The following is a 22,831-nucleotide window of genomic DNA, read 5'->3' as shown; positions in this document are numbered from 1 at the left end:
TTTTATTGCCAATAAATAAAGTAAAATAAGTTATGGAAGATAAGAGGATATTGTATGTATCATCTGAGGTTGTGCCTTATCTGGCTGAAAATGAGGTTTCTTTAATGTCGTATGATGTGCCAAAAATGATTAATGATCAGGGAGGACAAATAAGAATATTTATGCCGCGATATGGGAATATCAACGAAAGAAGACATCAATTGCACGAAGTGATCCGATTGTCGGGAATGAATTTAGTAGTAAATGATTTAGACATGCCCCTGATTATCAAAGTGGCATCCATTCCAAAAGAAAGAATACAAGTTTACTTTATTGACAACGATGAATATTTTAAACGCAAGGCCACGTTCAGTGATGAAGATGGTGTTTTGTATCCTGATAATGACGAGCGTGCTATTTTCTTTGCGAAAGGGGTTGTGGAAACCGTTAAGAAACTAAATTGGGTTCCTGATATCATACACGTACACGGCTGGATGGCCGGTTTGTTGCCGATTTATATGAAACATTACTACAAAGACGAAGCGTTGTTTTCGGAAACAAAAATCGTTTCTTCCATTTATAGTCAATCGTTTGAGGGGAATTTAGACATGGAAATGATTAACAAAATAAAATTTGACAGCATCCCTCATGAAGCGGTCAAAGAACTGGAGGTGCCTAATTACGAGAACCTCATTGCAGCTTCAGTAAAACATTCTGACGGGGTAATCATCGCTTCGGAAAACCTGTCTCCAAGTTTAACAAAAATTATAGAATCTTCAGGAAAACCTTTTTTACCTTTCGCCTCGAAAGATAAATTTGCCGAAGCTTACACCGGTTTTTACAAAAGTATGCTTGCTTAATACCATTAAATTTTATGTACAAAAAAACCATTTTACGCCCAGTTTTAGTAATTGGAATACTTTCCTCTCTTTTTGTTGCCTGTGATAAGGATTTTGATGAGTTGGGAACAAACATTGTGGGGGATGATCACTATGGATTTTCGGAATACTCAGATGCCAAACTGTCTGCCTACAATCAGGATTTAGGAAACACATCGTCTAATAATTTACCGATAAATGCCTTGGGTTTCTATAATGATGGGGCTTTTGGAAATACACATGCTAATTTTGTGACGCAGGTAGCTATCGCAGATGCGAATTTGACGACTACATTCAACAATACCGACCCTACGAATTATCAGGTATTACCGTCTGTTGATAGCGTAATTGTGGAAATTCCTTATTTTAAACATGTTCCGGAAGGAGCTACAATAACAGATGGTGTAACACCTTATGTATTAGATTCCATTTACGGAGAAAAGGTAAATACCCAAACCGTTCCTAATCCGGCGGCTAAGTTCAAATTAAGTGTGTATCGTTCAGGCTACTATTTGAGAGATTATGATCCCGATCAGTCGTTTGGTGTACAACAATTATTTTATACCAGTCAGGATGGCTTAATTGATGCAAACAAAATTGGGATAGCGTTGAATGACCTGCCGACAACCAATCCGTTAAACGCAGATGGTCATGAAAATGAAAATTTTTATTTTGATGAAAGAGAACACAAAACCAGTGTGCTCGATGATGATGGTGTAACACCGGTGTATACACGCTCAGTTCCTTCTTTGCGTTTGCATTTGAATAAAGCGGTTTTCAATGATTTAATTCTGAATGCTCCCAGCGGAAAATTAACCAGTAATGAAGTATTCAAAGACTACTTTAGAGGATTGTATTTCAAAACTGAAAACGGAAACCCCGGAAATATGGCCATGATTAATTTTGCCGCCGGAAAAGTGACCATGTATTATTCGGAAGATAAAAAAACATTGGTAGCAGGTTCTAGTCCGGCGACTTATACTTATCCAAGAGTAAACAAAACCTTTGTTTTGAATTTAACAGGGAATTCAGTAAGTCTGTTGAATACGGTAAGAAATGCGGATTATAATGCCGCCATGAGCAATACCGGAGCACAAGCCTCAAGACTCTATGTTAAAGGAGGAGTTGGTTCTATGGCTGTTATAAAACTTTTTGATTCGGAAGATAATTACAAATACGTCATCGCTACAGATGGTGTAGGAAATCAGATAAAAGACAGCTTTGGAAACCTGATGTATATAAAAGTAAATACGACTAATGGCGTTTCTGATGAATTGGATGATTTGCGATATCCTTTGGTTCAGGGACTGCCGGCTGGTTCACCGGAATACCACTCTACCAAAAACCGATGGCTAATCAACGAAGCCAATCTTACCTTCTTTGTAGATCAATCCAAAATGCTGAATTCCAAAGATGCCAACCGCGTCTATTTGTATGATATAAAAAATAAAAAGGTTTTGGCGGATTACACGTTGGATTTCACCACAAACGGTTTCTATCCAAAATACAATAAATACGTCTTTGGTGGGATTTATATGAATCAGGACGGAACAGTGGTGAATGGTGGCGATAATAGTATAGAACGGGCATACAAATACCGAATCAGATTGACCAGTCATATCAGAAATTTAATTGTATACGATTCTACTAACGTGAACCTTGGGTTGATTGTGACTGAAAATATCGCTAACGTGACCTCTTTTTCCAAAAGACAAAATCCGGGCTCCGATGCGGTAATCAGCGCGCCGTATTCATCGGTCATGAATCCGTTGGGAACCATTTTATACGGGGCTAATATTCCGTTTGGGGATCCGGATTACGAAAAGCGATTAAAACTTCAAATTTATTATACAAAACCGGAATCTAATTAATATACAGAATTATGTGTGGAATTGTTGGATACATTGGATACAGAGAAGCTTATCCGATTATAATAAAGGGATTAAAAAGATTAGAATATAGAGGATATGACAGTGCCGGAATCATGTTGTATGACAGCAATGATAAAACGCTTAAAATAGCTAAGACTAAAGGTAAGGTTTCTGATCTTGAAGCAAAATCAAAAGAAATTGTTGCTTCAAATGCAACTATAGGAATGGGGCATACTCGCTGGGCTACGCATGGAGTGCCTAACGATATTAATTCGCATCCCCACCTTTCCAATTCCGGGAATCTGGTAATCATTCACAACGGAATCATAGAAAATTATGAACCGTTGAAAAAAGAGTTACTCAACAGAGGCTATACTTTTGCTTCGGATACCGATACAGAAGTATTGGTCAATTTGATTGAAGAAGTTAAAAAGAAAGAAAATTTAAAGCTGGGTAAAGCGGTTCAGGTAGCCTTAAATCAGGTGGTTGGAGCTTACGCCATTTGTGTTTTTGACAAAGAAAATCCTGATGAAATTGTGGTGGCCCGTTTGGGAAGCCCCTTGGCGATTGGAGTTGGACAAGATGAGTATTTTGTTGCTTCTGATGCTTCCCCGTTTATTGAATACACTTCCAATGCGATTTATTTGGAAGATGAAGAAATGGCCATTATACGTTTGCACAAGCCATTGAAAATCAGAAAAATCAAAGACGACACGTTGGTAGATCCTTACATTCAGGAGCTTCAGATGAATTTGGAGCAAATTGAAAAAGGTGGCTACGATCATTTCATGCTCAAAGAAATCTACGAGCAACCGAACGTGATTAAAGATACGTACCGCGGAAGATTGCTGGCCAATCAGGGAATTATTCAGATGGCCGGGGTAGAAGACAATTTGGAAAAATTCCTCCATGCCCAACGCATTTTGATAGTGGCTTGCGGAACCTCATGGCATGCCGGTTTGGTGGCCGAATACATAATCGAAGAATTTACCCGTATTCCGGTTGAAGTAGAATATGCTTCTGAATTCCGTTATAGAAATCCGATTATCAATAAAGATGACGTAGTCATTGCCATCTCACAATCTGGTGAAACTGCCGATACTTTGGCGGCCATTAAACTGGCTAAAGAAAAAGGTGCTTTTGTATTCGGAGTTTGTAATGTGGTAGGTTCTTCCATCTCCAGAGAAACACATGCCGGAGCATATACTCATGCCGGTCCTGAAATTGGGGTGGCTTCGACCAAAGCATTCACTACACAAATTACGGTGTTGACCATGATTGCCTTGCGTTTGGCTAAAGCGAAAGGAACCCTTTCCAATTCCGACTTCCACAGATACCTACAGGAGTTGGAAGTAATTCCGGAAAAGGTACGCGAAGCATTAGAGTCCAATGAGAAGGCCAAAGAAATAGCAGCCAAGTTCAAAGACGCATCCAATTGTCTTTATCTGGGAAGAGGTTATAATTTCCCGGTAGCCTTAGAAGGAGCTTTGAAACTAAAAGAAATATCATATATCCATGCCGAGGGTTATCCGGCAGCTGAAATGAAACATGGCCCGATAGCCTTGATTGATGAGCAAATGCCGGTGGTGGTCATCGCGCCTAAGCAAGGGCACTATGATAAAGTGGTTAGCAATATTCAGGAAATTAAATCCAGAAGCGGGAAAATTATCGCTGTTGTAACTAAGGGGGATATTCAGGTAAAAGAATTGGCGGATCACGTGATTGAAATCCCTGAAACCTCCGATGCCTTATCACCGTTAATCACGACTATTCCACTGCAATTGCTGTCTTATCACATCGCGGTTATGCGGGAGTGTAATGTGGATCAGCCTAGAAATTTAGCCAAATCAGTAACTGTAGAATAAAGGTTATATACAATAAGCAAAGCGGAATTTTATTCCGCTTTTTTTATGCTGTAACTTTTGTGATTAATGCAATAGAATTCAATTTTTATATGTATGCATAGTATTTTTTTTAGCGATAGTATCGAATTGTTAATAATAACTTAAAGAAAGAGTATTGAAGCATTAGCAAGAAAAAACGTTTTGGTTGTATTATTGTTAAAAATATGACTGTTTTTTTGATAATCTAAAGGAAATATTTGTACATTGGTTCCATAAACCAACAAAATTTAAAACCAAATGAAAATTTATTTATTTATCCTTTCATTGTTTTTTTGCAGCATAAGTTTTGCGCAAACTTCAATCTCAGGTTCGGTAAAAGACAGCAAAAATCAGCCGGTTTCCGGAGCTAATGTCAAAATAGTAGGGCAGGGTGCCGGAACGGTTACGGATAGCGACGGAAATTTCAGTTTGTCTACTACAGCTAAACCTCCTTTTGAAATCGAAGTTTCAAGCGTGGGTTATGCCGCTCAAAAAGTAAACATTACAACTCCCAATCAAAAGGTGACTGTAGTGTTGGGGGAAGAAGAAACCAAATTAGAAGAGATTGTGGTTTCGGCTTCCAGAACGCCTGAGCGCATTAAAGAATCGCCGGTTACTATTGAAAGATTTGGTGTGAAAGAGCTGAAAAGAACTGCTTCGCCAACGTTTTATGACGGATTGGAAAATTTGAAAGAGGTGCAGATGAATACCAGCAGTATGTCATTCAAATCCATCAATACCAGAGGATTTGCTACCGTAGCAAATACACGTTTTATGCAATTGGTGGATGGGATGGACAACTCCTCTCCTTTGTTAAATTTTGTGTTGGGGAATCTTATAGGTGTTTCCGAATTGGATTTGGCCAATGTCGAATTGCTTCCGGGAGCATCATCAGCTTTGTACGGAGCCAATGCTTTCAATGGAATTTTATTTATGAACAGTAAGAATCCATTCAATAGCGAAGGAATTTCGGCTTATGTGAAATATGGACAGACCAGTCAAAAAGCGGCAGGGGTTCACGATTACGTTGATTATGGGGTGAGAGTATCGCATAAATTTGACGACCATTTTGCAGCCAAAGCCAACTTTACTTTTATGAAAGGAACCGATTGGTATGCTACTGATTATCGTGATAAAGACCTGACCAATAATGTGGGATTAGACAGAAGTTATTACAACTATAATGGTATAAATGTTTATGGAGATGAGGTGTCGACAAACCTGAAAGGGGTTGGTCAATCCTTAGCGGCTTTAGGATTGATTCCGGCTTCGGCGGTGAATTTACTTCCGAGCACTAATGTGAGCAGAACCGGTTATAATGAAGTGGACTTAACAGACAATCGGGTAAAAAATGCTAAAATTGATTTTTCCCTGCACATAAGACCTTTTGCTAATGAAAATCTGGAAATTATCTGGCAATCCAAATTCGGTTTCGGAAATACCGTGTATCAGGGAGCAAACAGATACTATTTGAACGGATTTTTTATGCAGCAGCATAAAATTGAATTCAAAGGCAAAAATTTCTTCCTTAGAGGGTATACCACCAATGAAGATGGTGGAAGATCCTATGATATGTTATTCACCGGAATCAATATCAACAGAGCTTGGAAAGATGACAAAACCTGGTTTGGTCAGTATGCAGGAGCTTTTATTCAGTCAACCTTGGGAGGAGCTACCCCTGAGCAGGCACACAATATAGCCAGAGCTACAGCGGATACCGGAAGATTAATACCGGGGACAGATGCTTTCAAATCGGCATTTAACACCGTTATTGCTGATCCGGATGTGTTAACCGGCTCTAAGTTGGTGGACAACTCCAAAATTTACCATTCAGATGTGAATTACAACTTCAAAGATGTAATTAAGATAGCCGAAATTCAGGTTGGAGGTTCTTACAGAGAGTACCAATTGAACTCACACGGTAGAATTTACACCGATGGTGGAAGTACAATTAAATACGATGAGTACGGAATGTATACGCAACTTCAAAAGAAGTTAATGGAAGACCGATTGAAGTTGACAGGATCCATCCGTTATGATAAATCACAAAATTTTGACGGTAGTTATTCTCCTCGAATCTCAGCAGTGTATTCAGCCGGAGAACAAAAAAATCATACCTTCAGAGGTTCATTCCAAACCGGTTTTAGAAACCCAACGACACAGGATCAATACATTGGGTTTAATGTTGGAAACGCCGTGTTAATCGGTTCGGCTCCTGATAACTTGACCCGTTATACAGAAACATTGCCTGTAAGTAATGATGCGGCGAACCACGGGCAGGATTATGCGAATGGCGCTACGGCAATCATGACGGGAGTCAATGCCTATAACAATTCTTATACAGCAGAATCAGTTCAGGCGTTTGCAGCCTTAGCTGCTTCAGATCCTTTTACAGCTGCCGGATTGTTGAAAAAGACAAATGCTAACTACGTTAAACCTGAAACGGTTAAAGCATTTGATTTAGGATACCGCGGTCAATTCAAAGGATTCTCTTTTGATATTAATGCGTACTACAATATCTATAATAACTTCTTAGGAAACTTAACAGTGGTAGCGCCTTATTATGGAACAGCAACCGATTCACCTGCCTTTATGCCGGAACCGGGAATGTCTGACTTGGCTTCACAATCCGTACACGCTATCCTTAACGGGAACACCAGAAATTACCAATTGTATACTAATACAGATATTGAAATCCATTCCTTAGGTTTCGGGGTGGGCGTAGTTAAAAAATTGCCTAAAAACTTTGAAGTAACCGCCAATTATAATTATGCGCAGTTTGATTTTGACCAAGCGAAAGATCCAAGTTTTGAAGCCGGGTTCAATACTCCGAAACACCGCGTAAAACTATCCGTAGGAAATGACAACCTGTTCAAAAACTTTGGATTCAATGTAAGCGGAAGATGGAACAGTGAATACTTGTGGCAATCTACTTTTGTTGATGGGATGATTGATGCCGCTACGGTTATTGATGCCCAAATCAATTATGGTATTCCGAAATTGAAATCTGTTCTTAAAATAGGAGCGGCCAATATCGGCGGAAAAGAGTACCAACAAGTGCTTGGAGCCGGATTAATCGGTCAGCAGTATTTTGCTTCATTAACCATTAACCCGTAAAACGATAACAATACAATATGAAAGTTATGATAAAAAATTTCAAATGGCTATTATTGGTTTCGTTAACCTTTGTAGCATGTAACAGTAGCGATGATGCGGTGGCCGATCCGAATTCAAATGACGGGTCGCCGCTAACAGCAGGTACGGCCGATTTCTCTAAATATGTGGCGTTGGGAGATTCTTTCGCGGCAGGGTATAGTGACGGAGCCTTATTCAAAGCGGGGCAGCAAAATGCCTATCCGAATATCATGGCAACTCAGTTTGCATTAGTGGGAGGCGGTGACTTTACCACACCTTGGATGTCGGACGACAACATAGGAGGGTTTTCGATGGGGGGAGTTCAGGTTCCCGGATTCGGTACCCGATTGTATTTTAACGCAGCAAACAGTACACCGGTTCCTGTTACAGGGATATCCGGTACGGATATCACGGCACATCTGACCGGACCGTTTAATAATATGGGAATTCCGGGAGCCAAAGCTATTCATTTGGGCTATTCAGGATATGCTGCGGCCAATCCGTACTTCGGAAGGTTTGCCTCTTCCGCTACAGCTACCGTTTTGGAAGATGCTTTAGCGCAGGACCCAACATTCTTTTCTTTGTGGATAGGTGGAAATGATGTTTTAGGATATGCTACTTCAGGAGGAGACGGAACCAATCCGATTACACCACCTGCAACCTTTCAGGCAGTGTACAGTGACATGGCAGCACAACTTTCCGCCGGAGGCAGAAAAGGGGTAGTGGCCAACTTACCTTACGTAAGTACCTTACCTTATTTTACTACAGTACCTTACAACCCGGTTCCGCTTGATGCCGCTACGATAAGTCTTTTGATGAACACAACCAATGGATATGGATTGTACAACGGAGCCCTTCAGTTAGCCTTATCCAATGGATTCATTTCAGCTGATGAAGCAGCTAGAAGAACAATTGCCTTTCATCCCGGAGCGGATAATGCAGTTGTAATAGTTGATAGTTATTTGACAGATCTAACCCCTTATGGAATACCGTCTTACCGTCAGGCTACGGCTGAGGATTTAGTGGTATTGCCGGCGAGAGCTTTTATAGGGACTTTAGTAGGAGGCAATCCGTATCAGGTCAATGGGGTTTCGGTGCCTTTAGCGGATAAATGGGTACTGTCAAAAGAAGAAATCACCGAAGTTCGCGATGCTACCGATGCGTACAATGCTGCCATTTTTGAAGCATCTGAAACGAATGATTTGGCTTTTGTGGATGCCAAAGCAGTGATGGACCAACTTAAAAATGGAGGAATTGTAGGTAATGGCTACACCATGACCGCTACCTATGTTACCGGAAATACGTTCTCGCTTGACGGGATACACCCAAGCCCGAAAGGCTATGCCTTAATTGCCAACAAGTTTTTGGAAGCCATCAACGAAAAATACGGCTCTAATTTTAAAGGAGTAAATCTGGGGAAATACAGAATCTTATATCCGCAGGATCCGAATAATTTCTAATCCGAAAAATAGATTATATGCAAAACCGCCGGTCAAAACCGGCGGTTTTTTTGTTTTACAACAGGATTAAATTCATTTCGGTTGCCAATCATGCAAAAAAATAAACAAAAAAACTTAGTTTAAGTATTGATTTTTAAAATAGAAAATTTACCTTTGCGCTCTGAAAAAAGAGGTGTTTTTTTCAAACCTAAACAGCTATTTAATAAATACATAAACCATGTCAAAAGCAATAGGAAAAGTTTCCCAAATCATCGGTCCGGTAGTAGACGTAGTATTTGATACTAAAGATGTTGAGTTACCTAAAATTTATGACTCATTAGAAATCATTAATAAAAATGGTTCAAAGTTAGTACTTGAAGTTCAATCTCACATTGGAGAAAACACAGTACGTACTATCTCCATGGACTCAACCGACGGTTTGAGCAGAGGAACTGATGTACACGCTACAGGAGCTCCAATCCAAATGCCAATCGGGGCAGATGTTTACGGACGTTTGTTCAATGTGGTAGGAGACGCTATCGACGGTTTAGGAGATTTACCAAAAGAAGGAGCTAACGGGATGCCAATCCACAAACAAGCGCCAAAATTCGAAGATTTATCAACTTCAACAGAAGTTTTATTTACCGGAATTAAAGTAATCGACTTGATTGAGCCTTACGCAAAAGGAGGTAAAATTGGATTGTTCGGTGGTGCCGGAGTAGGTAAAACGGTATTGATTCAGGAGTTGATTAACAATATCGCCAAAGGGCACGGAGGTCTATCTGTATTCGCAGGAGTAGGAGAAAGAACCCGTGAAGGAAATGACTTGCTTCGTGAGATGTTAGAGTCAGGCATTATCAAATACGGAGAAGAATTCATGCACTCTATGGAAAATGGAGGATGGGACTTGTCTAAAGTTGACAAACCGGGTATGAGAGAATCAAAAGCGACTTTCGTATTCGGACAAATGAATGAGCCACCCGGAGCTCGTGCTCGTGTAGCCCTTTCAGGATTATCTATCGCAGAGTACTTCCGTGACGGAGCTGGTTCTGACCAAGGAAAAGACGTTCTTTTCTTCGTGGATAACATCTTCCGTTTTACACAAGCAGGTTCTGAGGTATCGGCGTTATTAGGACGTATGCCATCAGCGGTAGGATACCAACCAACATTAGCTACCGAGATGGGGGCGATGCAGGAGCGTATTACTTCTACTAAAAAAGGATCTATTACTTCAGTACAAGCGGTATACGTACCTGCGGATGACTTAACGGATCCGGCACCGGCAACTACTTTTGCCCACTTGGATGCTACTACCGTATTGTCTCGTAAAATTGCTGAGTTAGGTATCTATCCTGCGGTAGATCCATTGGATTCTACTTCTCGTATCCTTACTCCGTTGATCTTAGGAAACGAGCACTATGATTGTGCACAAAGAGTAAAAGAGATTCTTCAAAAATACAAACAATTACAAGATATCATCGCCATCCTAGGTATGGAGGAGTTGTCTGAAGAAGATAAATTAGCGGTATCACGTGCACGTCGTGTACAACGTTTCTTGTCTCAACCATTCCACGTAGCGGAGCAGTTTACCGGTATCCCTGGAGTATTGGTTGATATCAAAGATACCATCAAAGGATTCAACATGATTATTGACGGGGAATTAGACCACCTTCCGGAAGCGGCTTTCAACTTGAAAGGAACTATCGAAGATGTAATCGAAGCCGGTCAAAAAATGTTAGCGGAAGCATAAAAAATAGTCATCAGTTATCAGTGTTCAGTATTCAGTCTGGGCACTGAGCACTGAGCACTGAACACTAAATAATTATGATTTTAGAAATAGTATCACCGGAAGCTACCTTATTCAAAGGCGAAGTAACTTCGGTTTCCTTGCCGGGTGTTAATGGTTCGTTCCAAATCTTGAACAACCACGCGCCTATAGTTTCTATCTTAAAACATGGCGTTGTCAAAATTGAAGCCGCCGGTTTTAAGTTTGATAAAGAGGTTGCTGGTAAATTTACCAAAGTAAATGACCAAAACTACCTTTTGGAAATCAATTCTGGAACTATCGAAATGAAGGACAACAAAGTAATCGTGTTGGCTGACTAACCCGATTTGCAATAAATGAAAAAAGCCCAATCTCGTTCTAAAATGAGATTGGGCTTTTTAGTTGACTTCATAGCGAACCCGACGAAGCCCTCTTTTGTTTTGTCCTTCGACAAGCTCAGGGATGTCCCTCCCAGCTAGGCTCAAAAATCATTCTGCTTTTCTTATATTTGTACTGATGAAATTCCCAAAATCCCTTCAGGCCAAACTGGACCAACGCCAAGCTGAGAACGCCTTGCGCCAATTGCCTGTGGGAAAGCTGTTGGTGGATTTTACCTCCAACGATTACCTCGGCTTTGCCCGTAACGAGCGCCTTTTCAAAGCCGCGCACCACTACCTGACGGATTACAACCTCCTGAGCAACGGCGCTACCGGCTCGCGCTTGATTTCAGGGAATCACCCGTTGTATGCCACAGCGGAAAGGGATATAGCCCAGTTTCACCAAGCCGAAGCCGCACTCATTTTCAATTCCGGGTACGATGCCAATGTCGGCTTTTTCAGTGCGGTGCCCCAACGGAGCGATGTGATTCTGTATGACGAACTCTGTCATGCCTCCATCCGTGACGGCATCCGGATGAGCCAAGCCAAAGCCTATAAGTTTGAACATAACGATACGGTTGATTTGGAACGTTTGTTGCAACGCTACCGGTCTGAATCCGCTGAAGTCTATGTGGTCACAGAGAGTGTTTTCTCCATGGACGGCGATTGCCCTAACTTAGGAGAATTGGTTCCACTGACAGAAAAGTACAACGCCTACCTGGTTCTTGACGAAGCCCATGCTTTGGGAGTCTTTGGCGAACAAGGCGAAGGACTGGCACAAAGCTTAGGGTTGCACCAGCAGGTTTTTGCCCGCATCATGACCTTTGGCAAAGGGCTGGGTTGCCACGGAGCAGCCGTTTTGGGGAGCGACAGTCTCAAAAGCTATCTGGTGAATTTCGCCCGCAGTTTTATTTATACCACCGGTTTATCGCCGCACAGCGTAGCGACTATTGTAGTGGCTTACCAATATTTGGAACAGGAACAGGCAGCCCGACAGCAGCTCAAGAGCAACATCGCTTTTTTCAATCAGGAAAAGCAGCGACTCGGACTCAAACCGATGTTTGTTTACAGCAAATCAGCCATTCAGGGCGCTATTATACCGGGGAATGAAACCGTAAAAAGTATCGCCGCCCAATTGCAGCAAAGCAGATTCGATGTCAAACCCATACTGTCCCCTACGGTACCCAAAGGGCAGGAACGCCTGCGTTTTTGCCTGCACAGCTACAATTCCGAAACCGAAATCACGCAAGTTTTGGAATTGTTGAGTACTTTTGTATTCAAATAAAAATCCATGAAACTATTCATTACCGGAATCGGCACCGACGTAGGTAAAACCGTGGCTGCTGCCATTGTAACCGAAGCCCTGGAAGCCGATTATTGGAAGCCGATACAGGCAGGTGATTTAGACCACTCCGACAGCCATAAGGTCAAAAAACAAATTAGCAACAGTAAGACCGTTTTCCATCCGAATGCCTATGCTTTGCATACTCCTGCCAGTCCGCATTGGGCAGCGGCCATAGACGGAATCACTATCGATGTACAAGCCATCCAAGAGCCCGTGACCCAAAATCATCTCGTGATTGAAGGAGCCGGAGGGGTTTTGGTGCCACTCAACGATACCGATTGTGTCATCGATTTGATTCGTCCTGACTACAAAGTCATCGTGGTGTCCCGGCATTATTTGGGCAGCATCAATCATACGTTGCTAACGATGGAAGCGTTGAAAAGCAGAAACATACCCGTCGCCGGAATCCTCTTTTCAGGGGATGAGAACAAGGCCACCGAAGCCATTATCCTGAGCAAAACGGGAGCAAAATGCATCGGCAGAATAGATAACGAACCCTATTTTGATGCCACGGTAACCCGTTATTATGCCGATAAATTCAGAGACAACCTGTTAAATCTGTAAAGATGAGAGATAAAAGACGAAGAGACAACAGACCGGTGTTTTATGACTCATCTAGTATCTATTCGTCTATCATCTATCCGTCTATCATCTATCCGTCTATTCTCTAAAAACATGACACTATCCGAAAAAGACCAACTGTACAACTGGCATCCCTATACCCAGCACAAAACCATCGGGTTATTGCCGGCCATTGTCAAAGGCGAAGGCGCCCTGCTTTGGGATGAGCACGACAAGATCTATATCGATGCCATCGCTTCGTGGTGGGTCAATCCGTTTGGCCATGCCAACAAAGTGATTGCCGACGCGATTTACCAACAGCTGACCACCTTAGAGCATGTGCTCTTTGGCGGCTTTACGCATGACAAAGCGGTAGCGCTATCCGAAAAACTCATCAGCATACTGCCTTCCAATCAGCACAAAATCTTTTATTCCGATAACGGCTCTACTGCGGTGGAAGTGGCTTTAAAAGGAGCCTTGCAATACTATTACAACAAAGGTGAAAAGCGAACCAAAGTCATTGCCTTTGAAGACGCCTTTCACGGCGATACCTTTGGCGCTATGGCGGCCAGCGGCATTACCTTTTATACCGAAGCGTTTCGCGGTTCCCTGCTCGAAGTGGTTCGGGTTCCTGTGCCGACGGCCGGTAACGAAGCCCGGGCGTTAGACGCCTTACAGCGTTTGGTTACCACGGGCGAATACGCCGCGTTTATTTTTGAACCGCTGGTGTTGGGAGCGGCCGGCATGGTCATGTACCAGCCCGAAGTCCTGGACCAAATGATAGCCCTGTGCCAACAGCACCAAGTGTTTACCATCGCCGATGAAGTAATGACCGGATTCGGTAAAACCGGCAAAACCTTTGCCACCGATTATTTGGTCAACAAACCCGACATGATGTGCCTGTCTAAAGCGCTGACCGGAGGCACCATCCCGATGGCCATCACCACGTTTACACAGGAAGTGTTTGACGGATTCTACAGCGATGATACCAACAAGGCCTTGTTTCATGGCCATACTTTTACGGCCAATCCTACGGGTTGTGCCGCAGCTTTGGCCAGCATCCGTTTGTTTGAAACGCCCGAAATGCAAGACAACATAGCCCGTGTCAATGCCCAGCATTTGGCTTTTCAAAACCGCATCAGCCAACATCCCAAAGTCAAAACCACCCGGGTACTCGGTGTCATCTTTGCCTTGGAAATCAAAACCGAGGGCGAAGAAAGCTATTACGGAACCATGCGCAACAAACTCTATAATTTCTTTATTGAAAACGGGGTCATCCTGCGGCCGGTGGGGAATATTGTCTACATCCTGCCGCCTTATGTGATTACCGACGAACAGTTGGAAAAGGTATACCGCATCGTAGAGCAGGCCGTTGACATGATTTAGCCAAAAAGACCCCAAAGAAGCACCAACTAACCAAGAGTTTTACGACCTTTGTGTCCTCATAAAACACCACAGTGAAATCCAAAATTGCCATTACTTCACTAGCGTCATTGTCTCCGTTAGGAAATACGCCCCAAGAGATTTGGGCGCGCTATCAGTCGCCTGAAACCCGGATTACCACCAAAACATTTCAAGGCAAAAACCAATGGGTCGCCTGCATTCCGGCGGTCCTCAGAAGGGAGTTGGAAGCCTTGCGCCGCGAAGACATCAAGTACAAGTCCCTGGATGAAACGGTTTTAATGGCCATCCTCACCTCGCGCCAAGCCATCCAAAAGGCCGGCTGGCAGGCAGGCGATGACTTTGGGGTCAATATCGGTTCCTCACGCGGAGCCACGCAGTTGTTTGAAAAGCACCATCAGGAATTTCTGGAAACCGGAAAGACCGCCACATTGACCTCACCCACCACGACGCTGGGCAACATCTCGTCTTGGGTGGCGCACGACTTGAAGAGTCAGGGCCCCGAAATATCGCACTCCATCACCTGTTCTACCGCTTTGCATGCCGTTTTGAATGCGGCGGCCTGGCTGCAATCAGGAATGGCGACCAAGTTTTTGGTGGGCGGGAGCGAAGCCCCGTTGACCCCTTTTACCTTAGCCCAAATGCAGGCTTTGAAAATCTATGCTACCCCTCAGGATCCTCAGTCGGAATCGAACCCATATCCTTGCCGGGCATTTGATTTGACCAAAACCAAAAATGCCATGGTCTTAGGTGAAGGCGCCGCTATGGCCTGTTTGGAACTGGGCGAAAAGGAGCACGCGCTCGGCTACATCACCGGAATTGGTTTTGCTACCGACGATTTGGAGCACAACATTTCCATATCGGAAGAGGCAAAGTGTTTCCAAAAATCGATGCAAATGGCCCTGAACGATACCCCGCCGGAAACGGTAGATGCCATCGTGATGCACGCACCGGGCACGCTCAAAGGCGATACCTCGGAATACAAAGCCATTCAGAAAGTCTTTGGCCATACCCTGCCGATGCTTACCACCAACAAATGGAAGATAGGCCACACCTTTGGGGCGTCGGGTATGTTGAATATGGAATTGGCGCTGCTCATGATGGAGCACAACACCTTTATCGGGGTGCCCTTTGCCGAAAGTCAACCCGTTCGCCAAACCATCAACAGGGTACTGATTAATGCCGTAGGGTTTGGCGGCAACGCCGTGAGCATCTTGCTTAGCCGCAACTAACCGTCTCGATTTTCCTTTGTTCTAATGCCGCAGACCGTCTCCTGAGCGATTACCCTGCCCGGGGTGCTGTCTATTGAGGATTACCGTTCAGAAGATTTTTGGGTTTTCTTTGGTTGTTTTTTCCGAGCCGTCCCGAGCATTTGTTGCACTCGTCCTGATGCGGTTTTCATTTTACCGCGGTCAATCAATAAAGTTACCGCGGTAAAATGAGTAAGTGACCGCGGTCAATTGGGAAACTTGTCTTGAAGAGTTTTATTGTTGTTCCTGAAAAGTCAGGCGCCGGATAAGGCTTTGGCTTTGGCATACACCCGGTCACTTTCCCAGCCCTTGCGCAGCAGGTAGTCGCAAAACTTTTGGCGTTTCTTCAGCGGGTGCTTTTCCAGCAGGCTGTCCCAATGCCGTTGTGCCAGTTGTTGAAAGGTCTCCTCATATTCCGCTTCAGAAACCTCGCTCAGCGCGCACTTGATGTTGGGCGCCGAAATCTGACGGGCTTTGAGTTCGTTCACAATACGGAGTTGACCCCAACCCTTGATGCGGTGTTTGCCCCGGGCAAAACTGCGGGCAAAACGCTCTTCGTTCAGGTAATTGTTTTCAATAAGGGAAACAATGATGGTGTCGCGGTCGGGTTTTGTGACGCCTAACTGTTGTAGTTTTACAGTCACCTCCTGATGGCAGCGTTCCTGGTAGGCGCAATAGCGCTCCAGCTTTTTGAGCGCGTCGTTCAGGCTGAGTTTTTCGGGCATAGGAGACAGGGTTTTTTCGGGGTTTTGGACAAAGATACACAAATTACTATCGACTGTTCCGTGAAAAAAATAAGAATTAACCCTATGAAAATAAGCCGTATAGCATCCGAAAAACAGGAAAAACGGTAGTAATATACCGATTTTTTAGGGTGTTGGTCGTAAATGTTAATAAACAAGCTGATTTATTCATAATTTGTTAATATAAACGACTTGTCATTTAGTAATTTAGATGTAGTTTTGTTGTCCCTTTTTCTACTACTCGAAACTTGACTCCTTTTGGTGCGCCAAAACAGGACGTATTGCTATGCCAATAAACGAGTTATCATCGATAGATATGAGATATAGATTTTTACTTTTAGTATTAGGGATTTTGTTTTTCCAGTCCACGGCTTCTTATGGACAAGTAAGTATTAATGCGGTAGCTACTGCTTACACTCAAAATTTCGATGCATTAGCAACTACTGGGACAGCAAATACTTGGACAGATAATACTACTATTTTAGGGTGGTATGCTAATAGAACAACCTATAGAGCTGACGCAGGAACATCTACTACAGGGGCTTTATACAGTTATGGAACAGGAACAAACTCTGATCGTGCTTTAGGAATGTTGACTTCTGGAACCGCACCTACAACAACATACATGGGAGGTCGTTATCTTAATAATACAGGAGTCAGCGTATCTTCTTTTGATATTACCTACAGAGGAGAACAATGGAGACAAAATACTACAACTCAATCTTTGGTTTTTGAATATCAAGTAGGAGCTACAGCCTTAACGGGAGGTACTTGGACAGCTGTAAGCGCTTTGGATTTTGCAGCTATAAACATAGGTACTGCTGGTGCTTTAGATGGTAATGCCGTTGGCAATTATGCGGTTAAAACAGCCACCATCACCGTTACGGTGGCTAATGGACAAGAAATTTGGTTCAGATGGACTAAAACAGGAACCACTAGTCATGGTTTGGCTATTGATGATGTTTCAGTAACAGCGAATTCTCCTTGTGCTGCTTCGGTTGCCGGAGCCATCTCTTTGTTTTCCTCTACTTGCGGCTCATCGGTTTTGACTTACGGAGGAGCGGATGCCGCTAACTGCTATTGGCAAACTACATCGGGCGGTACCTCAATGGCCAATGTGGCCACTACCAATTATACCATTTCAACTTCAGGCACCTACTACATAAGAAATTACAACGGTACCTGTTGGTCACCGGGTTTTGCTTCAGCTACCGTAACGGTAAACAATAACCCTGCCGTTACCTCCAGTCCCACCAACGTTACAGTAATCGAAGGCAATACCGCCTCCTTTACAGTAGGCGCTACAAATGCTGGTTCGTACCAATGGCAGGTGGACACCGGCAGTGGTTCGTTTGTCAACATAAGCGGAGCCACTTCAGCTACCTTAACCCTTACCGGTGTTACTTTGAGCATGAGCGGGTACAAATACTTGTGTATTGTAAATCCGTCCTTTCCTTGCACCTTACCGGCCGTTTCGGCTTCGGCTACGTTAACGGTAAACCCTTTTTTGAATTCCCTTTCTGATATAGTAGCTGTTTCTTTGTCTGAGGCGGCTACGATACCAACTACGGTGAATAACGTGACCATCAGTACGTCTACCGACGGCGTACAGGTATGGCAATTTACCGTACGAGACGGAGGTGCCGCCAGTCCTGATACAGATTTGTATCCTACTATACTGACCGCTTTCAATATCGCACAGGTGGGGAATACGGTTTCTACTTGGTCGGACGCTATTTACTCTATAGGATTGTTTGACGGAACGACTTTTATTGCCAACGGAACCGTAACCGGAACCCAAATTCAGTTCAGCGGCTTGAATGTAGTGGTAGCAGACGATAACACCAAAACTTTAACCTTGCGCTTGTCGCTCAAATGTTCTTTGGGAGCGGGCGCTTTAGACAACGACCACTTTGGGTTTTCTATCAGCAACGCCAATACCACTTTTTCCGCTTCGGGTTCGGGTAAATCGGGTTTTACAGCAGCGGCCTCCAACAATACTAAGAACGTGATTGCCGTAGATGCAACTAAACTTACTTTTACTACACAACCCGTTAACACCGGACAAAACAACACCATGGCTTCGGTTGTAGTCAAAGCTACGGATGCCTGTGGGAATGTGGATTTGGGCTTTACCGGCACCGTATCGTTAACCAGTACGGGTACGATGAACGCCGTGACGCCTATCGCCATGACCGCGGGAGTAGCGACTTTTACCACCATTGTACATACGGTGGTGGGAACCGGCTACACCTTGACGGCTTCGGCTGCCGGTGTAAGCATTGCGACGAGTACCACTTTTAACATTACGGCTGTAACCATCTTCAGCGAAGGAGACTTTGCGGTAGTGGGAGTGAACTCCAATATTACGTGTTGGACCGGTTCGTATGTATATAAAATAGGGGACGACGAAATCAGCTTCATTACCTTTAAAGACATTCAAAACGGCGATGTGTTTTACATTACCGATAACGGTTACGAAAGAACCACTGCCGGATTGTGGGGCGATACCGAAGGCGTGTATCAATTTACCCGAAACGGTTCTACCATACCGGCCGGTACCATCATAACCTTTAGATTCTTGCAGAATAATTCCGGGGTAACAGGAGGAGCACCAACGGATACGATGGAGTTTATGTCACCGGATGCCTCATGGACTTTTGTTAAAGCGACCGGATTTACCGGAACGTTGAATACCAATTCCGGAGGGGATCAAATCTTCTTTATGCAGGGCGGCACCTGGACCAACCCGGCGGGAACCCATGATGCTACCTACAGTGGCGGCACATTGTTGTACGCTTTCAATACCGGAACTGCATGGAATTCTTTTATGAACAACACCCAACAATCAGGCTTGCCGTTGGCCTTGCGTTGTTTCAACATGATGCCGGGCAGTGCGACCGATTACACCGAATATACCGGACCGACTACGGCCGCGTCTAAATACGACTGGATTGTACGATTGAACGACCCAACCAACTGGACCAACAGAGGCAGTTGTGCCGGTTACCTGCGTACTCACGTGGGCATGACCTATACCATCAATGCCGATACCTATGTAAACGGGGTATGGACGGGTTCAAAATCAACCGACTGGTTTGATTGTGCCAACTGGCAAACCCTGAAAGTGCCAACCGCCACAACCGATGTGAGCGTGAATGCCACGTATGCGACTAAAGATGCAGTGATTGATGTAGTAGCCAACGCGACCAATGCTGCTTTGTACAGCAATCAGGCCAAATGTAACAACATTGCCGTTTCGGCCCGCAAAGTACAATTGGAAGGCAACACGGCCAATACCTTAGATGTGAACGGGAATTTGACGATTTCCGGAGCGGGAGCCATTGATATGGATGACAGCAACTCGGGTACGGCCGACGGTCAGATTAACTTGTATGGCAACTGGACCAACAGTGTGGGCAACACGGCTTTCTCGGAAGGCAACGGAACGGTACAGTTTACCGGAACGGGAACCCAAGTGGTAAGCAACGTGACTCCGGAAGGCACCGAAACGTTCTACAATGTGATTTTGAACAACAACTTTGATACAACGGTTTCCAACGATTTAATCGCTTCGAACAACCTGACCATCAATGCCAACAAAACCTTGACGGTGGATTCGGCAGGTTATGTACGGGTGAACAACAAATTGTCGAACAACGGAAATGTATACATAGACAACAGCGGTCAATTGATTCAGGTGAACGATACCGATACCAATGACGGAACTTACACCGGAACCAAGTTCCAGGTGAAAAGAACCGCTATGGCCAAGAACACCGATTATATTTATTGGAGTTCTCCTTTGAACACCTTTGATGTTTCGGGCATCCCGAACGGCTACCGTTACCTTTGGAACACGACCTATGTGAACACCAACGGAACCCAAGGAAACTGGGTGCCGGCTTCAGGAAATATGAGTACCGGCAAAGGATACATTGCCCGCGCTTCTAACGGGGCGTCTGTGGCCACAGCCCTTCCGGTGACTTTCAGCGGCAGCAAACCGAATAACGGAGCGTCTACCTTTACGGTTTACAGAGGAAATTATACCGGCATCGACTATGATGCGGACTTGGCCAACGCCGACAATGTGTTGACGACCAAATACGATGACAACTGGAACCTGCTTGGAAATCCGTATCCGTCAGCTATAGACGCTGAGAACTTCTTAGTTTTGAATCAGGCGGTGATTGACGGTTCGGTTTGGATTTGGAAACACGGACTGTTGCCGAATTCGACGACCAATCCGTTCTATGCCAACTTCCAGTACAATTATTCTTCTTCCGATTATATAAAATACAACGGACTGGGTTCTACCGAACCGGATACCTTTGCCGGTAAGATTGCTTCCGGACAGGGATTCATGGTGAGTATGAAAGATGTGGGTACCTTTGTTTCGGCAGGGGCCAATACCAACTTGGATGTGTATTCGGGAACTATCGCGTTTAATAACAGTTTGCGTAGTGACTCTTCACTCAATCCGTACATGCCGCAAAACAATACCGATTTCTACAAATCGGCAATGCAGGCAGAGGTAGTGGGTAATCCGACTCCGGTAACCGAAGAGAAACACCGCATTTGGTTAGACATCACTAACAATACGACCCAGCAGTCAGACAATATGTTGGTGGGTTATTCTACCCATTCGACTATGGGAAGAGACAACTTGTACGATTGTTTCTTTGTGACGAGAGGAGAAGAGAGTTTGTATTCGTTGATTGACGACAAGTCCTTTATCATTCAGGGCCGTCCGTTGCCGTTTGACGAAAACGATCAGGTGCCGTTAGGCGTTAGCATCAATCAGGAAGGCAGCCATACCATAGGTATTAAAAAAGCCGACGGCTTGTTTATGGGAGATACCAACATTTATTTGGAAGACAAACAAATGCACATCATCCACGATTTGAAACAGGCGCCGTATGAGTTCACTTCCGCTAAAGGAACGTTTGACAACCGATTTGTGTTGCGCTACACCAACAGCGCATTGGCTACACCTGATTTCAACACCTTAGACAACAGCGTGGTGGTAGCGGCAAATCACGGAACCCTGACCATCAAATCCTATTTGGAGAACTTGCAGCAAGTGACGGTGTATGATGTGTTGGGCCGACAATTGCTGAGCGTTGCTAACCTGAGCAACACGGAATTCTCAGCGTCTGATATGGCGTCAGCCAATCAAACATTGATTGTAAAAATCAAACTTCAAAACGGAACAGTAGTAACCCGCAAAGTGGTGCTCTAACCGATAGATAACCTGGTAGAATACTAAAAAAGCGGCTGAGTTATCAGCCGCTTTTTTAGTTATACGATGGTGTTTTCAATTGCTTTTCGGTTCTTGTAGTCAATCCACTTTTGGCCTCTCCATTGGCGCATCAGGGAATCAAAATAGCGCATGATAAAGACATTGTAAGCCGCTTTGGACAGGTTGGTTATTTTGCGGGGAAATGCGCGAAGGCTCATGGAAAATCCCGGGGTGACATACTTCATGTAATGCCAATAGCCTTCCGGCATGTAGAGCATCTCACCGTGATTCAACTCGGTCACCAGCCCTTTGGCTTTTTTCAGGGCCGGCCATTTTTCAAAGTCGGGATTGTCAAAATCGATATCTTCTCTCGAGATTAAGGCATGCGGTACTTTATAGAGATACGGGGTTTGGTCGGGAGCAAACAACACGCACCTCTTTTTGCCGTGAAAATGAAAGTGCAGGATGTTGGAATAATCAATGTCATAGTGCATAAACACTTTTGAGTTTTCGCCGCCAAAGAAAAGCATCGGCAATTGTTTGACCAAGCGCAACCCGATATCAGGCCATTTAAAATCCTGTTTCAGCACCGGCACTTCCTTGATGAGATTGTACAGGAAAATGCGGTAATTGGTGGGTTTGGATTGGAGCAAATCAATATAATCGCCCATTTTCATCTGCGCATGCGCCTCGTTGAAACCGTCTTTGTGGGAAACCGGTCGGTCGTCATAAAGCGGTACCGTTTTATCGCCGGCTATGGTTTTGATGTAATTCAGATTCCACTTTTCATAAGCAGGCCAATCGGCAGTAAGCTGTTCGATAACGACCGGCTTTTGTTTTCTAACATAGTTGTTATAAAAATCTTCTTTGCTTATCGTTTTTACGCGTTCAATTTCTGACAATGCTAGCGCCATAGAAAGTGGTTAAAGGAAGTTACAAAAAATGCTCTGAGCTTGTGGCAA

14 protein-coding genes are annotated in these 22,831 nt (G+C 44.1%); 12 read left to right on the top strand and 2 right to left on the bottom strand.

Annotation, left to right across the window (positions count from 1 at the left end; translation table 11 throughout):
* Positions 1-32 precede the first annotated feature (32 nt).
* The 11 genes from ACSVH6_RS01255 (at position 33) to ACSVH6_RS01205 (ending at position 15,866) form a co-directional block, all read left to right on the top strand.
* The gene (locus ACSVH6_RS01255) at positions 33-839 is read left to right on the top strand and encodes a glycogen/starch synthase (protein ID WP_438074761.1); all 807 of its coding nucleotides are present in this window, start codon (positions 33-35) and stop codon (positions 837-839) included.
* A 14-nt stretch (positions 840-853) separates the two neighbouring features.
* On the top strand, positions 854-2,728 hold the full coding sequence (locus tag ACSVH6_RS01250) for a DUF4270 domain-containing protein (RefSeq protein ID WP_438074759.1): 1,875 nt from the start codon (positions 854-856) through the stop codon (positions 2,726-2,728).
* 11 nt (positions 2,729-2,739) lie between these two features.
* Positions 2,740-4,593, top strand: coding sequence for a glutamine--fructose-6-phosphate transaminase (isomerizing) (gene glmS, locus ACSVH6_RS01245; protein ID WP_438074757.1), 1,854 nt, complete (start codon positions 2,740-2,742; stop codon positions 4,591-4,593).
* Between the two features lie 276 nt (positions 4,594-4,869).
* A complete protein-coding gene (locus ACSVH6_RS01240) occupies positions 4,870-7,728 on the top strand; it encodes a TonB-dependent receptor (protein ID WP_438074755.1) in 2,859 nt (952 codons plus the stop codon).
* A 17-nt stretch (positions 7,729-7,745) separates the two neighbouring features.
* Positions 7,746-9,206 carry a G-D-S-L family lipolytic protein gene (locus ACSVH6_RS01235; protein WP_438074753.1) on the top strand — a complete coding sequence of 487 codons (1,461 nt, stop codon included), beginning with the start codon at positions 7,746-7,748 and terminating at the stop codon, positions 9,204-9,206.
* A 217-nt stretch (positions 9,207-9,423) separates the two neighbouring features.
* The gene (atpD, locus tag ACSVH6_RS01230) at positions 9,424-10,935 is read left to right on the top strand and encodes a F0F1 ATP synthase subunit beta (RefSeq protein ID WP_438074752.1); all 1,512 of its coding nucleotides are present in this window, start codon (positions 9,424-9,426) and stop codon (positions 10,933-10,935) included.
* 74 nt (positions 10,936-11,009) lie between these two features.
* Positions 11,010-11,291: a F0F1 ATP synthase subunit epsilon gene (locus ACSVH6_RS01225; protein WP_438074751.1), complete on the top strand. Its 282-nt coding sequence runs from the start codon at positions 11,010-11,012 to the stop codon at positions 11,289-11,291.
* A gap of 175 nt (positions 11,292-11,466) precedes the next feature.
* Positions 11,467-12,612 carry an aminotransferase class I/II-fold pyridoxal phosphate-dependent enzyme gene (locus ACSVH6_RS01220; RefSeq protein WP_438074749.1) on the top strand — a complete coding sequence of 382 codons (1,146 nt, stop codon included), beginning with the start codon at positions 11,467-11,469 and terminating at the stop codon, positions 12,610-12,612.
* 6 nt (positions 12,613-12,618) lie between these two features.
* Positions 12,619-13,236, top strand: coding sequence for a dethiobiotin synthase (bioD, locus tag ACSVH6_RS01215; protein WP_438074747.1), 618 nt, complete (start codon positions 12,619-12,621; stop codon positions 13,234-13,236).
* A gap of 111 nt (positions 13,237-13,347) precedes the next feature.
* Entirely contained in the window at positions 13,348-14,619 is a 1,272-nt protein-coding gene (gene bioA, locus ACSVH6_RS01210; protein WP_438074745.1) for an adenosylmethionine--8-amino-7-oxononanoate transaminase, read from the top strand.
* A gap of 71 nt (positions 14,620-14,690) precedes the next feature.
* A complete protein-coding gene (locus ACSVH6_RS01205) occupies positions 14,691-15,866 on the top strand; it encodes a beta-ketoacyl synthase N-terminal-like domain-containing protein (RefSeq protein WP_438074743.1) in 1,176 nt (391 codons plus the stop codon).
* 272 nt (positions 15,867-16,138) lie between these two features.
* On the opposite strand, the gene ACSVH6_RS01200 is transcribed toward ACSVH6_RS01205, so the two are convergent.
* Complete coding sequence (locus tag ACSVH6_RS01200; RefSeq protein ID WP_438074741.1) at positions 16,139-16,609, bottom strand: regulatory protein RecX; 471 nt, start codon at positions 16,607-16,609, stop codon at positions 16,139-16,141.
* Positions 16,610-16,943: 334 nt separating this feature from the next.
* Between ACSVH6_RS01200 and ACSVH6_RS01195 the strand changes: the two genes are divergently transcribed.
* A complete protein-coding gene (locus ACSVH6_RS01195; RefSeq protein WP_438074739.1) occupies positions 16,944-21,869 on the top strand; it encodes a T9SS sorting signal type C domain-containing protein in 4,926 nt (1,641 codons plus the stop codon).
* A gap of 59 nt (positions 21,870-21,928) precedes the next feature.
* Here ACSVH6_RS01195 and ACSVH6_RS01190 read toward each other — a convergent pair whose 3' ends face one another.
* A complete protein-coding gene (locus ACSVH6_RS01190) occupies positions 21,929-22,783 on the bottom strand; it encodes a cupin-like domain-containing protein (RefSeq protein WP_438074737.1) in 855 nt (284 codons plus the stop codon).
* Positions 22,784-22,831: the final 48 nt, after the last annotated feature.

This window comes from Flavobacterium sp. XGLA_31 (assembly GCF_051547105.1).
Lineage (GTDB): Bacteria > Bacteroidota > Bacteroidia > Flavobacteriales > Flavobacteriaceae > Flavobacterium.
Note: the sequence above shows the minus strand (reverse complement) of the source record. Positions and strands in the feature narration are given on the sequence as shown.